At 57.9% G+C, this 15,288-nt stretch carries 15 protein-coding genes; 5 read left to right on the top strand and 10 right to left on the bottom strand.

Translation table 11 applies throughout. From position 1 onward, the window contains the following. Window positions 1-5: 5 nt before the first annotated feature. Together cpxA and cpxR are read right to left on the bottom strand one after the other, a co-directional pair. Window positions 6-1,379 (bottom strand): envelope stress sensor histidine kinase CpxA, encoded by a 1,374-nt coding sequence (gene cpxA / locus ABLV52_RS24820; RefSeq protein WP_008807874.1) that lies wholly within the window; start codon window positions 1,377-1,379, stop codon window positions 6-8. Beyond that, window positions 1,376-2,074: an envelope stress response regulator transcription factor CpxR gene (cpxR, locus tag ABLV52_RS24815; protein ID WP_004203671.1), complete on the bottom strand. Its 699-nt coding sequence runs from the start codon at window positions 2,072-2,074 to the stop codon at window positions 1,376-1,378. Before cpxR ends, cpxA begins: the two co-directional genes overlap by 4 nt. Before the next feature lie 149 nt (window positions 2,075-2,223). Here cpxR and cpxP point away from each other — a divergent pair, with 149 nt between their 5' ends. The 3 genes from cpxP (at window position 2,224) to pfkA (ending at window position 4,947) form a co-directional block, all read left to right on the top strand. Next, on the top strand, window positions 2,224-2,727 hold the full coding sequence (gene cpxP / locus ABLV52_RS24810) for a cell-envelope stress modulator CpxP (protein ID WP_023291526.1): 504 nt from the start codon (window positions 2,224-2,226) through the stop codon (window positions 2,725-2,727). 158 nt (window positions 2,728-2,885) lie between these two features. Continuing rightward, window positions 2,886-3,788, top strand: a complete 903-nt coding sequence (gene fieF, locus ABLV52_RS24805; RefSeq protein ID WP_008807873.1) for a CDF family cation-efflux transporter FieF — start codon at window positions 2,886-2,888, stop codon at window positions 3,786-3,788. A 196-nt stretch (window positions 3,789-3,984) separates the two neighbouring features. Then, window positions 3,985-4,947: a 6-phosphofructokinase gene (gene pfkA, locus ABLV52_RS24800; protein ID WP_002882911.1), complete on the top strand. Its 963-nt coding sequence runs from the start codon at window positions 3,985-3,987 to the stop codon at window positions 4,945-4,947. Window positions 4,948-5,008: 61 nt separating this feature from the next. Here the strand turns inward: pfkA and rraA are convergent, their stop codons facing one another. From rraA to priA, 7 genes are all read right to left on the bottom strand, one after another. Beyond that, complete coding sequence (gene rraA / locus ABLV52_RS24795) at window positions 5,009-5,494, bottom strand: ribonuclease E activity regulator RraA (RefSeq protein WP_002882913.1); 486 nt, start codon at window positions 5,492-5,494, stop codon at window positions 5,009-5,011. A 92-nt stretch (window positions 5,495-5,586) separates the two neighbouring features. Next, complete coding sequence (gene menA, locus ABLV52_RS24790; RefSeq protein ID WP_004203673.1) at window positions 5,587-6,507, bottom strand: 1,4-dihydroxy-2-naphthoate polyprenyltransferase; 921 nt, start codon at window positions 6,505-6,507, stop codon at window positions 5,587-5,589. A gap of 69 nt (window positions 6,508-6,576) precedes the next feature. Beyond that, window positions 6,577-7,911 carry an HslU--HslV peptidase ATPase subunit gene (gene hslU / locus ABLV52_RS24785; RefSeq protein WP_002882917.1) on the bottom strand — a complete coding sequence of 445 codons (1,335 nt, stop codon included), beginning with the start codon at window positions 7,909-7,911 and terminating at the stop codon, window positions 6,577-6,579. Window positions 7,912-7,920: 9 nt separating this feature from the next. Beyond that, complete coding sequence (gene hslV / locus ABLV52_RS24780; protein WP_002882918.1) at window positions 7,921-8,451, bottom strand: ATP-dependent protease subunit HslV; 531 nt, start codon at window positions 8,449-8,451, stop codon at window positions 7,921-7,923. Between the two features lie 91 nt (window positions 8,452-8,542). Then, window positions 8,543-9,508, bottom strand: coding sequence for a cell division protein FtsN (gene ftsN, locus ABLV52_RS24775; protein WP_071997579.1), 966 nt, complete (start codon window positions 9,506-9,508; stop codon window positions 8,543-8,545). 93 nt (window positions 9,509-9,601) lie between these two features. After that, window positions 9,602-10,630 (bottom strand): DNA-binding transcriptional regulator CytR, encoded by a 1,029-nt coding sequence (gene cytR / locus ABLV52_RS24770; protein WP_348891039.1) that lies wholly within the window; start codon window positions 10,628-10,630, stop codon window positions 9,602-9,604. Window positions 10,631-10,780: 150 nt separating this feature from the next. Then, window positions 10,781-12,976, bottom strand: a complete 2,196-nt coding sequence (gene priA, locus ABLV52_RS24765; protein ID WP_044520924.1) for a primosomal protein N' — start codon at window positions 12,974-12,976, stop codon at window positions 10,781-10,783. A gap of 252 nt (window positions 12,977-13,228) precedes the next feature. Between priA and rpmE the strand changes: the two genes are divergently transcribed. Further along, complete coding sequence (gene rpmE, locus ABLV52_RS24760; RefSeq protein WP_002882922.1) at window positions 13,229-13,441, top strand: 50S ribosomal protein L31; 213 nt, start codon at window positions 13,229-13,231, stop codon at window positions 13,439-13,441. A gap of 101 nt (window positions 13,442-13,542) precedes the next feature. On the opposite strand, the gene metJ is transcribed toward rpmE, so the two are convergent. Beyond that, on the bottom strand, window positions 13,543-13,860 hold the full coding sequence (gene metJ / locus ABLV52_RS24755; protein WP_002882924.1) for a met regulon transcriptional regulator MetJ: 318 nt from the start codon (window positions 13,858-13,860) through the stop codon (window positions 13,543-13,545). Window positions 13,861-14,127: 267 nt separating this feature from the next. Between metJ and metB the strand changes: the two genes are divergently transcribed. Continuing rightward, entirely contained in the window at window positions 14,128-15,288 is a 1,161-nt protein-coding gene (gene metB / locus ABLV52_RS24750) for a cystathionine gamma-synthase (protein WP_004203678.1), read from the top strand.

The raw sequence follows: 15,288 nt of genomic DNA, 5'->3' as shown, positions 1-15,288 counted from the left end.
CAGCGTCAGGTCCGCTTATACAGCGGTAGCCAGAGGGTTAAGCGCAGACCGCCCAGCGGGCTGTCGTCGGCCTTCACCCAGCCACGGTGCTGCTGAATAGCGGTTTCGACAATCGCCAGCCCCAGGCCGGTGCCGCCGGACTCGCGGTCGCGCGCCTCGTCGGTCCGGTAGAATGGCCGGAAAATCTGCTCGCGATCCTCCGGGCTGACTCCCGGGCCGTCGTCATCGACGTTAACCGTAATCCCGTCTTTATCCACTGAGAAGCTGACGGAAATCTTGGTGTGCGAGTAGCGCAGGGCGTTGCGGACGATATTCTCCAGCGCGCTTTCCAGCGCATTGGGGTTACCGTACAGCGGCCACGGACCCGGCGGATACTCAACGGTGAACGATTTACCCATCTGCTCGGCTTCAAACGCCGCGTTGTCCAGCACTTCGCCCCACAGCTGATTGGCTTTGACCGTCTCGCTCACCAGGGCGTTTTTCGCCTGATTGCGCGACATCACCAGCAGGTCGTTGATCATGCTGTCCAGTCGGTGCGCTTCAGTTTCGATACGCTCCAGCTCTTTGCTCTCACCGCTGCGGCGGCGCAGCAGGGCGGTACCCAGCTGCAGGCGCGTGAGCGGCGTGCGCAGCTCGTGCGAGATATCGGACAGCAGCCGTTGCTGGCTGGTCATCATCCGCTCCAGGGCCGTCACCATCTGGTTAAAGCTGGCGCCGGCGGCTAAAAACTCCTGCGGTCCGGCTTCCAGCTCCGGATGCTGCCGCAGGTTGCCCTGGGCGACCTCGTCAGCGGCATTTTTCAGCTTACGCGCCGGTTTCGCCAGGCTCCACGCCAGCCACAGCAGCAGCGGGGCGCTAACCAGCATTGTGACGATCAGCAGCAGCAGCGGCCGGTCAAACAGCAGGTTGATAAAGTCGGATTGTGAGGTGCTGGCGGGACGGATCAGATACAGCTGATAGTTATCCTCCCCATCCCTGACGGAGAACGGGCCCACCATTTCCAGGCGGCCATAGCGTTTTTTCTGCGGATGATCGGCGTTATCGGCCTGGCCGATAAAGTTGCGAATGATCTGCATCTCGTTGCGTTCTGCGCCGATCACGCGGCCTTCGCTGGTCACCAGCAGCAGGCGCTGACCCGGAGGCGCCCATTTATCGATGGCGCGAAACAGACGACGCCACCACATCAGGTCGTTTGGCGGATCGTTGGCCAGCTCGGCCTCGACGTGCTGTTCGATCATGATGCCTTGACGCTGCTCGCTTTCCAGCAGCTCGGTCATCTGCCGGGAGTCCAGTTTGGGCAGCATCAGCACCAGCATCAACACCAGCGCCAGCGTGAGCCAGAAGATGGCGAAGATGCGTGCGGTCAAACTTCCAATCATGAAGCGGAAACCATCAGATACCCGCGGCCACGCAGCGTTTTAAACCACGGATGGCCATCTTTGCGCTCCGGCAGCTTACGCCGCAGGTTGGAAATATGCATATCGATGGCGCGGTCGAACGGCGTCAGGCGCTTGCCTAACACTTCCTGGCTTAAATGTTCGCGTGACACCACCTGGCCGAGATGCTGCGCTAACAGATAGAGCAGGGTGAACTCGGTGCCGGTGAGCTCCAGCGTCTGGCCATCGAAATTGGCTTCCTGACGGCCCGGATTGAGGCTTAAGGCATCCACTTCCAGGGTCGGCGAGCCGGCTTCGGTCGTCTGCTGCTGTTCGCTCCAGTGGGAACGGCGCAGAATCGCGCGTATACGCGCCACCAGTTCGCGATCGTTGAACGGCTTAGGCAAATAGTCATCTGCGCCCAGCTCGAGGCCGAGAACGCGATCCAGCTCGCTCCCGCGCGCTGTTAGCATGATAACCGGAGTCTGGTGTGTCTGACGCAGCTCTTTAAGCGTATCGATACCGTTTTTCTTCGGCATCATTACGTCGAGCAGCAATAAATCAATGCTGTCGTCCAGAAGGGCCAGCGCCTGTTCCCCATCATGGGCCACCAGCACGTTAAAACCTTCCATATCGAGCAGCTCTTTTAACAGGGAGGTGAGCTCCCGGTCATCATCAACTAACAGGATTTTATTCATTGTTTAAATACCTCCGAGGCAGAAATTACGTCATCAAGGCCCGCTAATCCATGACTTTACGTTGTTTTACACCCCCTGACGCATGTTTGCAGCCTGAATCGTAGACTGTCTCTCGTTGAATCGCGACACAAACGTTTTGGGAGTATGTGATGCGCAATGTTATCGCTGCCGTCATGGCCTCAACGCTGGCGCTAAGTGCATATAGCCAGGCCGCTGAAGTCGTTACCAGCGTTAACTGGCTCCCCGGAGACGAAGGGGGACAGCGCGGTAGCCAGAGCCATATGTTTGACGGCATAAGTTTAACCGAGCAGCAACGTCAGCAGTTACGGGATCTTATGCAACGGGCACGCCACGACAGGCTCCCCGTTAATGTTAGCGAAATGGAGACAATGCATCGCCTTGTCACCGCAGAAAATTTTGATGAAAACGCTGTGCGCGCTCAGGCAGAAAAGATGGCGCAGGAACAGGTTGCCCGCCAGGTCGAGATGGCTAAGGTCCGCAACCAGATGTACCACCTGCTTACGCCAGAGCAGCAAGCGGTTTTAAATGCTAAGCACCAGCAACGTATGGATCAGTTGCGTGAGGTTGCAAGGACGCAGAAAGGCTCAGCGATGATGCTTTCGAGTAGTAGCAACACCCTGCAACCCCAGTAACAAACCCTGTTTTCCTTGCCATAGACACCATCCCTGTCTTCCCCCACATGATGTGGGGGTTTTTTTTGTCCTTTTTTCGGCAAATCAACTTCTTCGCCTATCCCGTGAGCGTCACCAGTTCAGGTTATACTAAGCGCAGTACAGGAGAAGGAGCCTATATGAATCAATCTTATGGCCGGTTGGTCAGCCGCGCCGCTATCGCTGCGACGGCGATGGCCTCCGCGTTACTTTTGATCAAAATTTTTGCGTGGTGGTATACCGGTTCAGTCAGTATTCTGGCCGCGCTGGTGGATTCGCTGGTGGATATTGCCGCCTCGCTGACCAACCTGCTGGTGGTGCGCTATTCGCTGCAGCCTGCTGATGAAGAACATACCTTTGGCCACGGCAAAGCGGAGTCGCTGGCGGCGCTGGCGCAAAGCATGTTTATCTCCGGCTCGGCGCTGTTTCTGTTTCTTACCGGTATTCAGCACCTGGTGCGTCCGGAGCCGCTACAGGCCGCCGGCGTCGGGGTTGTCGTCACGTTGATTGCCCTGTTCAGCACGCTGGCGCTGGTGACCTTCCAGCGCTGGGTGGTGCGAAAAACCCAAAGCCAGGCGGTGCGGGCGGATATGCTTCATTATCAGTCTGATGTTATGATGAACGGCGCCATTCTGGTGGCGCTGGGCCTCTCCTGGTACGGCTGGCATCGCGCCGATGCGTTGTTTGCCTTAGGAATTGGCATCTATATTTTATATAGCGCGCTGCGGATGGGCTATGAGGCGGTTCAGTCGTTACTCGACCGCGCTTTGCCTGACGAGGAGCGTCAGGACATTATCACCATCGTGACCGCATGGCCCGGCATCCGCGGGGCGCACGATCTACGAACGCGGCAGTCAGGGCCGACCCGCTTTATTCAGATTCATTTGGAAATGGAAGATAACCTCCCGCTGGTGCAAGCCCACGTGATTGCAGACCAGGTGGAGCAGGCGATTCTGCGCCGTTTCCCGGGTTCCGATGTCATTATCCATCAGGATCCCAGTTCTGTGGTGCCGGCGGCGCAGCAGGGCTTTTTTGAGCGTTAGGTTATAGTCTGTAAACTCGATGTAAAAATGTGGGTCAGCTCGGCATTTTTTGTATAAATTACCGCCGTTTGGTCTGACCTGAATCAATTCAGCTTGAGGCGTTTGATATACTATTGTCATTAGCGTCGTGCACTCCTGGTGAGGGAGCGCTTCAGGCAACAGAATTATTTTTTGCTTCCTAAGTTCAGAGGTAGTCATGATTAAGAAAATCGGTGTGTTGACAAGTGGCGGTGATGCGCCGGGCATGAACGCAGCAATTCGTGGCGTTGTGCGCGCGGCATTAACGGAAGGTCTGGAAGTTTTTGGAATCTATGACGGTTACCTCGGCTTGTACGAAGACCGTATGGTTCAGCTCGACCGTTACAGCGTTTCCGACATGATCAACCGCGGCGGCACCTTCCTGGGCTCCGCTCGCTTCCCGGAATTCCGCGAAGAACACATCCGCGCAGTGGCTATCGAAAACATGAAGAAGCGTGGCCTGGACGCGCTGGTAGTTATCGGTGGTGACGGGTCCTATATGGGGGCGATGCGCCTGACCGAGATGGGCTTCCCGTGCATCGGCCTGCCGGGCACCATCGACAACGATATCAAAGGCACTGACTACACCATCGGCTTCTTCACCGCTCTGAGCACCGTGGTGGAAGCGATTGACCGTCTGCGCGACACCTCCTCTTCGCACCAGCGTATCTCCGTGGTGGAAGTGATGGGCCGTTACTGTGGCGACCTGACTCTGGCGGCGGCGATTGCCGGCGGCTGTGAGTTCATCATGGTGCCGGAAGTAGAATATACCCGTGACGATCTGGTAGCGGAAATCAAAGCCGGCATCGCGAAAGGGAAGAAACACGCTATCGTGGCGATCACCGAGCACATGTGCGACGTTGACGAGCTGGCAAGCTACATCGAGAAAGAGACCGGCCGTGAAACCCGCGCTACCGTCCTCGGCCACATTCAGCGCGGCGGTTCCCCGGTTCCTTACGACCGTATCCTGGCTTCCCGCATGGGCGCCTATGCGATTGAGCTGCTGCTGCAGGGCCATGGCGGCCGTTGCGTCGGCATCCAGAACGAGAAGCTGGTGCACCACGACATCATCGATGCCATCGAGAACATGAAGCGTCCGTTCAAGAACGACTGGCTGGATTGCGCGAAGAAACTGTACTAAGTTACGCGCCGGATAAACAAAAGGCCTTCTCATGGAGAAGGCCTTTTTTATGGCGCAAGGTTTATTCGATATCCAGCGGGTCTTCCGACAGAATCATCCCGGTGTTATCGGCATACAGATGGTCGCCGCTGAAGAAGGTCACGCCGCCGAAATTGACGCGCACGTCGCTTTCGCCGATGCCTTCGCCAGCCGCGCCGACCGGAATGGCCGCCAGCGCCTGGATGCCGATATCCAGTTCCTCAAGGTCGTCAACCTGGCGCACCGCGCCATAGACCACCAACCCTTCCCATTCATTCTGTACGGCCAGACGCGCCAGGTCAGCGTCAATTAACGCGCGTCGTACTGAGCCGCCGCCGTCGATCAGGAGAATATGACCACGGCCATTCTGCTCGAGCAGATCGTAGAGCAACCCGTTATCCTCGAAACATTTTACCGTAATGATCTGTCCACCAAACGACGACCGTCCTCCAAAGTTAGAGAACAGCGGTTCCACGACGTTGACATCTTCCTGGTAGATGTCACAAAGCTCGGAAGTATCGTATTTCATAGGCTTAACGTTCAGTTGCTGCGAGAGTTTTTAGTATATCCCGCGAATCGCATTGTTGGCAAAATCATCAATTGTTAATTGATATTTGTCAGTTAAGCCGCCAGCTTACTGGCAATAATCCCGATAACAAACAGCAGGTTGGTCAGTAAAGCCCCTTTGACCGTCTTTTCGAGCATCGGCCGCATCGCCAGCGGATCGGATTCGCGCAGGACGTAACGCGCCTGTTTGACCAGCAGCGGCGTGGCGAGAATAAACAGCCAGCCCCAGGCAGAATGCAGCGCCAGCAGGTTAAACAGCGCCAGACACAGCAGGGCGCCGAGCAGCAGGCAGGCATGATAGCGGCGGGCATTGACCGGCCCCAGGCGCACGGCGAGGGTGTTCTTCCCGTTCTGCCGGTCGCTGTCGATATCACGCAGGTTATTGATGTTCAGTACGGCGGTCGCCAGCAGACCGCAGGCCGTTGCCGGCAGAAAAATGGCCGCTTCCACATTGTGGGCTTGCAGATACCAGCTGCCGAGGACGCTCAGCCAGCCGAAGAAAACGAGTACCGAAATATCACCGAGGCCAATATAACCATACGGGCGGGTGCCCACTGTGTAGGTGATGGCGGCCACGATCGACAGGCCACCCAGCGCGAGGAAACCGATGAAATCGCCGACGCTCTGCCAGGCGACGCACAGTAGCGCCAGACCAAACAGACAGATCAGCGCGACGGTGACAATCAAGGCGCGCTTCATCTGCTGGGGGGTAATCACCCCTTTCTGCATCCCGCGCAGCGGCCCGATGCGGTCCGGTTTATCGCTCCCCTTGACCGCGTCGCCGTAGTCATTGGCGAGGTTGGAAAGAATTTGCAGCAAGCCGGCGGTGATCAGCGCCAGCAGGGCGACCCAGGGATCAAAATGCCCCTGCTCCCAGGCAAGGACGGTGCCAACAATAATCGCGGCAAACGCCAGCGGTAACGTTTTAGGACGCAGGCTTTCCAGCCACGCCTGAGAACGGCTGATATCAGTCATAGTTATTTTAGCCAATAAAAATGGGGGCGATAGCCCCCATCAACAGTGATGAAAATGCATTGCACCGGATTATAGGATAAAACGGCTTAGATCTTCATCTGCCACCAGAACATCCAGGTGCTTACTCACATATTCGGCATCGATAGTGACGGTCTGGCCGTTCATCTCGCTGGCATCATAGGAGATATCTTCCACCAGGCGCTCCAGCACGGTGTGCAGACGGCGCGCGCCGATGTTCTCGGTGGTTTCGTTTACCTGCCATGCGGCCTGAGCGATACGCTTGATACCGTCTTCGGTGAATTCGATATTCACCCCTTCGGTCGCCATCAGCGCCTTGTACTGCACGGTGATGGAGGCGTTCGGTTCGGTCAGGATGCGCTCGAAGTCATGGGTGGTCAGCGCCTTCAGCTCAACGCGGATCGGCAGACGCCCCTGCAGTTCCGGGATCAGATCGGACGGGCTGGCCACCTGGAACGCGCCGGAGGCGATAAACAGGATGTGGTCGGTCTTGACCATCCCGTGCTTGGTGGAGACGGTGCAGCCTTCCACCAGCGGCAGCAGGTCGCGCTGTACGCCTTCACGGGAGACGTCCGGGCCGGAGGTGTTGCCGCCGCGCTTACAGATTTTGTCGATTTCGTCGATAAAGACGATACCGTGCTGCTCAACAGCGTCGATGGCTTCCTGCTTCAGCTCTTCCGGATTGACCAGTTTGGCCGCTTCTTCTTCAATCAGCAGCTTCATCGCGTCTTTGATTTTCAGCTTACGCGGTTTCTGCTTCTGGCCGCCGAGGTTCTGGAACATGGACTGCAGCTGGCTGGTCATCTCTTCCATGCCCGGAGGGGACATGATTTCAACGCCCATCGGCGCCGCAGCGAGATCGATTTCAATCTCTTTATCGTCCAGCTGGCCTTCGCGCAGTTTCTTACGGAACGCCTGGCGCGCCGCAGACGGTTCCTGCGACGGCTCAGTCTGGCCCCAGTTGTTCTTCGCCGGTGGGATCAGCACGTCAAGCACGCGCTCTTCCGCCAGCTCTTCCGCGCGGTAACGGTTCTTATCGATGGACTGCATACGAACCATTTTGATCGCCGCATCGGTCAGATCGCGGATGATAGAGTCCACTTCTTTACCGACATAGCCCACTTCGGTGAACTTCGTCGCTTCAACTTTAATAAACGGCGCGTTGGCCAGTTTCGCCAGACGACGAGCGATTTCGGTTTTACCGACGCCGGTTGGGCCGATCATCAGAATGTTTTTCGGCGTGACTTCATGACGCAGCTCTTCGTTAAGCTGCATCCGGCGCCAGCGGTTACGCAGGGCGATAGCAACAGAACGCTTGGCGGCGTCCTGGCCGATAATGTGTTTGTCCAGTTCGCTGACAATTTCGCGTGGGGTCATTTCAGACATGGGAGATCCTTACGCTTTAGAAGGTAATTCTTCGATGGTGTGGAAATGGTTGGTATAGATGCAGATATCACCTGCAATATCCAACGCTTTCTCGGCGATATCGCGCGCGCCCATATCGGTGTTTTCCAGCAGCGCGCGGGCCGCGGCCTGGGCGTAAGGACCGCCGGAGCCGATAGCAATCAAATCGTTTTCCGGCTGTACCACGTCACCGTTACCGGTGATGATAAGCGACGCGTTTTCGTCCGCGACGGCCAGCAGCGCTTCCAGCTTGCGCAACATCCGATCGGTTCGCCAGTCTTTAGCCAGCTCAACGGCGGCCTTCACCAGATGGCCCTGGTGCATTTCCAGTTTGCGTTCAAACAGTTCGAACAGCGTGAAGGCGTCGGCGGTGCCGCCAGCGAAACCGGCAATCACTTTGTCGTTGTACAGACGACGCACTTTTTTCACGTTGCCCTTCATTACGGTGTTGCCCAGCGTGGCCTGGCCATCACCGGCAATAACAACATGGCCGTTACGGCGAACACTTACAATTGTAGTCACGAGCAGACCCCTTGGTTGCAAAAGCGGAACAGGGGCCCCGCGCTGTCCGCGGGGCCGAATGCAATTATAGATGGGGGGGATTTTGAGGGTTTCAACCCCTGGCGGCGAGACGAATGCAGTTCGCGTGTCCAGCCATCTTCAGGCGGGTGATCATCTCGTTGGCGCTTTCTTTGCCTTTCAGCGGGCCAATGACCACGCGGTTCCAGCCGTTGTTGGTGGTGATGTGCGAGGCAAACCCTTCGAAAGCCAGCTGAGCGCGGACGGTTTCGGCCTGCTCGGCGCCTTTAAAGGAGCCGCACTGGATCATCCAGCTACGATCGTCTTTTTTCTCGGCGGTCGTTTTCGGCGCTTCCTCCACTCGAGTCACCGGCGCGGCGGCCTGCGCGCGCGGCTGCGTAGTCGTAGTGTGCGCCGGCGTCTGCAGCAGATCCTGGTACGGCTGCTGGTTTGACGCGGTCTGCTTCGGCTGTTGCTGCTGGACCGGCTTCGGCTGCTGAACGCGCGGCGGCTGCTGCACGGTCTGCTGCTGAGTTTGCGCCCACTGTTGCTGTTGCGCCTGCTGCTGTTGCTGCGCTAAACGCTGACGCTGCAGCGTCTGCTGGCGCTGGGCCGGCGTTTGTTCGTTCCACGGCACTTCGGTCAGCTGAGTCGGCTGTTGACGCATATCGGCCTGCATCTGGGCCAGCAGCTGACGCTGTTCGTCGGTCAGTTGCTCCGGTTTCATCACTTCGCCGCCGGCGGTCGGTTCGGTCGGCGCGCGAACGCCCGGCTGGCGGCTTTCCAGCTCTTTAATATAGCGCCAGCGCTCTTCCGGTTTTGGCGGCAAGCCGTTGCCGGCGGCCTGGCGATTTTGCATCGCTTCCGCTTCTTCTTTCTTATGGTGCGTAATGAAATAGAGTCCACCGATAAAGGCCACCAGCACAGCCGCCGCGATCGCCACCATAGCCGGTGAAATTGCCGGGAGGCTGCTTTGCTTATTCCTTGAGCTTCGGGTAGTGCTCTTTTTGCGCCGCGAAGAAGCCGGTTGGCTGCGGCGTACATAATCTCGTTGTGCCACTATCGTTTCGCTGTCTTATATTCGTTCGTCAGCCCGCCATGTTACTTAAGCGGCGGGCCTTTGACCAGAAGAGCAGGCCCGAAAGCCTGATGGTTATCGTCTGATTTTTTGCGTACTGCCGCGAACAATCAGTTCGCAATCGAGCAGGCGCGAGCCGCTGTTCACGTTATGACCCTGCATTTGCTCAAGTAATAGCAGCATTCCTTCACGGCCGATATCAAAACGCGGCTGTGACACGGTGGTCAATGGCGGATCGCAAAATTCAGACAACGCGATGTTATCGAAGCCGACAATCGACAGGTCGTCCGGCACTTTCAGACCGCGGCGTTTCGCCAGCGATAAGGCGCCCAGCGCCATCACATCGCTATGGCAAAAGACCGCGGTGGGCGGTACCGGCTGCGACAGCAGCTGCTCCAGCGCATTGGCGCCAGCTTCGAAGGTAAAGTTGCCGCGAGCGATATAGTGCGGATCAACGGTGATACCGCTGCGGCGCAGCGCCTGCACGTAACCCTGCAGGCGATAATGGCACAGCGGCATATCTTCCGGGCCGGCGATGCAGGCGATACGCTGGTGTCCCAGCTCGTGAAGATAGTTTACCGCGTTAAAAGCCGCCGTCAGGTTATCGATGTGGACGGTGGGCAGCTCCAGCTCCGGCGCGAACTCGTTCGACATGACCATCGGCGGCAAATTGCGCTGCTCTTCCACGCTGGCGTCAAACGGCAGGCGCGAGCTGAGCAGCACCATGCCGTCAATCTGCTTGGTGATGATAAGGTCGATAAAGGTTTTTTCTTTCTGATTCTGGTGGGCGCAATCGCCGATTAACACCAGATATCCGTGCTCGGCGGCAGTGACTTCAATACCGCGGATCACTTCGCTAAAAAAGGGATCGCAGATATCCGGGACGATCACGAGGATCGTCCGCGATTCGTTGCGCTTCATATTGCGTCCGAGCGACTGCGGTAAATAGCCGACTTCCAGCGCCGCCTGCTCGACCCGGTTACGGGTGGCTTGCGACACCTTATCAGGGTTCATCAACGCTCGGGACACGGTTGCCGTGGAAACGTTTGCCTTTAAGGCGACGTCTTTCATGGTGGCGGCAACCACTTGTTTTTTGGGCTTCACCTGGTTTCTCCTCGCTGAATGGCGCTGGCATTTCCCTTGCGCGCTAACTGCTGCATCATTTTTATCAGATAGTCGCGGCAGTGAGTTACAGAATTTTCATGAAAAACGTGATGCTTGTTAAATTTTTCGATCCGGCTCGCAAGAGAAGGCTTACCCTTCAATAGGATCGACATCCAGCACCCACTTCACTTTTTTCGCCTCCGGCAGCGTATTGATCAGCGCCAGCGTACCGCTGACGATATGCTGCAGGCGTACCCGCGAAGGATGCTGCAGCAATATCTGCCACCGCCAGCGGCCGCCGCGCTTCGGCGCCAGCGCCGGAACCGGACCGAGCACCCATAGCTTGTCGTCGGCCAGCGGACTGGCCTGCAGCAGATTGCGCAGCTGTTGTAAAAACAGCGGCGCCTGCTGGTTGTTATGGTCTTCCGCACGAATCAGCACATGGCTGGTCCACGGCGGTAGCTGCATTGTCTGCCGCTCTGCCAGCGCCTGTTCGGCGAAGGCGTCGTAGCCTTTATACAGCAGGGTCTGCAGCAGAGGGTGTTCAGGATGGTGGGTTTGCAGGATCACTTCGCCCTGTTTACCTGCCCGTCCCGCTCGCCCGGAGACCTGGGTATAGAGCTGAGCGAAACGCTCGGCGGAGCGGAAATCCGCGGAAAACAGCGCCCCGTCGACGTCCAGCAGGGAGACGAGGGTGACGTCCGGGAAGTGGTGGCCTTTGGCCAGCATCTGGGTGCCAATTAAAATACGCGCCCCGCCGCGATGGACGGCGGCGAGATGCTCCTCCAGCGCCCCTTTACGGCTGGTGGTATCGCGGTCGATACGCGAGATAGGCACGTCAGGGAACAGCGGCGCCAGGGCCTGCTCCAGCTGTTCGGTGCCGATACCCACCGGCACCAGGTGCGTGGAGCCGCAGGAGGGACATTGGCGCGGGATAGGGCGCTGACTGTCGCAATGGTGGCAGCGCAGATGGTGCTGCGCCTGGTGCAACGTGTAGTAGCTGTCGCAGCGCGGACATTCCGCTATCCAGCCGCAGTCGTGGCACAGCAGCGCTGGCGCAAAGCCGCGGCGGTTAAGAAACAGGATCACCTGGTTATCCGCCTGCAGATGCTGGCGCATACGGTTAATCAGCGCGGGAGACAGACCCGCCTGCAGCGGTTGCCCTTTGAGATCGAGCACGTGCTGCTGGGCAGGGCGCGCATTGCCCGCACGTTTGCTTAAGGTTAACTGGCGGTATTTGCCCTGGCGGACGTTATGCAGGGTCTCCAGCGCCGGCGTCGCCGAGCCGAGAATAATCGGGATCTGTTCGCTGTGGGCGCGCCATACCGCCAGGTCGCGGGCATGGTAGCGCCAGCCCTCCTGCTGCTTGTAGGAGCTGTCATGCTCTTCGTCGATAACGATGACGCCGAGGTCTTTAAACGGGGTAAACAGCGAGGAGCGGGTGCCGATCACAATGGCCGCTTCGCCGTTTTTCGCCTTCAGCCAGGCCGAAAGACGTTCGCTGTCATTGAGTCCGGAGTGCAGCACTTCCACCGGCGCGTTAAAGCGCTGGCGGAAGCGGGCGATGGTCTGCGGCGTCAGACCGATCTCCGGCACCATCACCAGCGCCTGGCGCCCCTGCGCCAGCACGTTCTCCAGCACGCTCAAATAGACTTCCGTTTTCCCTGAGCCGGTAATACCCGCCAGCAGCCAGGCGGAGAAGCGATCGGCGGCGCTGTGGATCGCCCCGACGGCGGTGGCTTGCTCGGTATTAAGACGCAGGCGTTCGCCGGCAACCGAATACGCGCTGCGCCAGTCGATGAGGGCGGGCGCTTCGCAGGCCAGCTCCGCCAGCCCTTTGCCGCGCAGCGCCTGCAGCGCCGCTTCATTAAATTCCAGTTCACCAACCTGATGACGCCAGATTTTTCCCTGGCGCAGCGCCGCCAGCGCCTGCTGCTGCTTCGGCGAGCGTTTCAGACCGTTAAGGTCGACGGCCTGCCCCTGCTCGGTGGCGAACCAGTACCACAGCGGCGTCGCGCTGGCGGGTTTGCCCTGGCGCAGCAGAATGGGCAGCGCATGGAACAGCACATCGCCAATCGGATGATGGTAATACTCAGCCGCCCACATCAGCAGCCGCCAGACGGTACCGGAGAAGACCGGTTCGTCGTCCAGCGCTTCCGCGACCGGTTTTAGCTCGTCCAGCGGCAGCTCGCTGCGTTCGCTGACCGCCGCGACAATACCGATCCGCTCCTGTTTGCCGAACGGCACCCGCACCCGACAGCCCGCTTTGACCGCCATGCCTTCAGGCAGCAGATAGTCAAAAGTGCGCGGTAGCGGAACGGGTAGGGCAACGTGGGCGACGGGCATGTCATCTTCCTGACTTGAAATCTGGCGGGATAGTATACACATTACGATAAGGCGGCGCGGATCAGTTTGCATATGCTGGTCAAATTCTGTATGATTCGCCGCCTTTGATGCGCTTTATATCGCATTGAAGATTGACCATTACCGCGTGCTTCACGCTGTCAACAGCGTAGAGGGCGACGGGAAATTACTAATATCGCGTGGTGTCTGGCGTTAGGGCTGGAAGAGCGACGCGGCCTTAACTGAGGTTCTCCCATGAAAAAAGGTATTCACCCAAATTACGACGAAATTACTGCTACCTGTTCTTGCGGTAATGTCATGAAAATCCGCTCCACCGTAGGTCACGACCTGAACCTCGACGTGTGCGGCAAATGCCACCCGTTCTTCACCGGCAAACAGCGTGATGTTGCTACCGGTGGCCGTGTTGACCGCTTCAACAAGCGCTTCAGCATCCCGGGCAGCAAGTAAGTTGCCAGAAGAAGCCGCCTCAGGGCGGCTTTTTTGTGTCTCTCGCCTGCCTGGGCGGGAAAGAAAAAGGGCGGAAGCGTGCTTCCGCCCTTTTTATCGTCTCAGTATTCCCACGTATCCGGGTCGATACCCAGTTCACGCATAATCGCTTTCGCCGCTTCCGGGATCTCATCGCTGCGCTCTTTACGCAGGTCTTCATCGTTAGGCAACGGTTGTCCGGTAAAGGCATGCAGGAACGCTTCGCACAGCAGTTCGCTGTTGGTCGCGTGACGCAGGTTATTCACCTGACGACGCGTGCGTTCATCGGTGAGGATTTTTAACACCTTCAGAGGAATGGAAACCGTAATTTTCTTTACTTGCTCACTCTTCTTACCGTGCTCAGCGTATGGGCTGATATATTCGCCGCTCCATTCAGCCATGAGATACCTTAATCCTCTGTTTATTAGTGAAGGGCCAGAATATTCCGCCCGGGCTATAATCGCGCGTAGTTTACCGTATGCGCGGGCTTTCTGACATGAGATAAGCCGCCGCCGACGTGCGCTAATGCATATAATTTTAACGGCTATTTGCACTTTGCTCAATCTATACGCAAAGAAGTTTAGATGTCCAGATGTATTGACGTCTATTGTGACAATGTTTACTCTGGAGCCTGACTTTTCACCGATTCAGCCCAGGAACTTCCCAACATGACGCGTAAACAGGCCACCATCGCAGTGCGTAGCGGTTTAAATGACGACGAGCAGTACGGTTGCGTTGTCCCGCCGATCCACCTCTCCAGTACCTATAACTTCACCGACTTTAATGAACCTCGCGCTCACGACTATTCCCGCCGCGGCAACCCGACGCGTGATGTGGTGCAGCGCGCTTTAGCGGAGCTGGAGGGCGGCGCTGGCGCGGTGCTGACCAATACCGGTATGTCGGCGATCCTGCTGGTGACGACGGTGTTCCTTAAGCCTGGCGATCTGCTGGTGGCGCCGCACGACTGCTACGGCGGCAGCTACCGTCTGTTCGATAGCCTGGCGAAGCGCGGCTGCTATCGCGTTCAGTTCGTCGATCAAAACGATGAGCAGGCGCTGCGGGCGGCGCTGGCGGAAAAACCGAAGCTGGTGCTGGTCGAAAGCCCAAGTAATCCATTGCTGCGGGTGGTGGATATTGCGAAAATCTGTGGTCTGGCGCGCGAAGCCGGGGCGATCAGCGTGGTCGATAACACCTTCCTGAGTCCGGCGCTGCAAAACCCGCTGGCGCTGGGCGCCGATCTGGTGTTGCACTCCTGTACTAAATACCTTAATGGTCACTCTGATGTGGTGGCCGGGGTGGTGATTGCCAACGATCCGGCGACTGTCACCGAACTGGCATGGTGGGCGAATAACATTGGCGTCACCGGCAGCGCCTTCGACAGCTATCTGCTGTTGCGCGGGCTGCGGACGCTTTCTCCACGCATGGAAGTGGCGCAACGTAATGCCCTGGCGATCGTCGAGTATCTGAAAACCCAGCCGCTGGTGAAAAAGCTGTATCATCCGTCGCTGCCGGAAAACCAGGGGCATGAAATTGCGGCGCGTCAGCAAAAAGGTTTTGGCGCAATGTTAAGCTTCGAGCTGGATGGTGACGAGCAGACGCTGCGCCGCTTCCTGAGCGGGCTGTCGCTGTTTACACTGGCGGAATCGCTGGGGGGCGTTGAAAGCCTGATTTCCCATGCGGCAACGATGACGCATGCCGGCATGGCGCCTGAAGCGCGTGCCGCCGCCGGAATTTCAGAAACGCTCCTGCGTATTTCGACCGGTATCGAAGATGGTGAAGATTTAATTGCCGACCTGGAAAATGGCTTCCGGGCAGCAAACGAGGAATAA

It is taken from the genome of Klebsiella sp. GB_Kp056, from assembly GCF_040064755.1.
GTDB classification, from domain to species: domain Bacteria; phylum Pseudomonadota; class Gammaproteobacteria; order Enterobacterales; family Enterobacteriaceae; genus Klebsiella; species Klebsiella quasipneumoniae.
The sequence above is the reverse complement of the archived record's forward strand: the minus strand, read 5'-3'. Positions and strand labels throughout refer to the sequence as shown.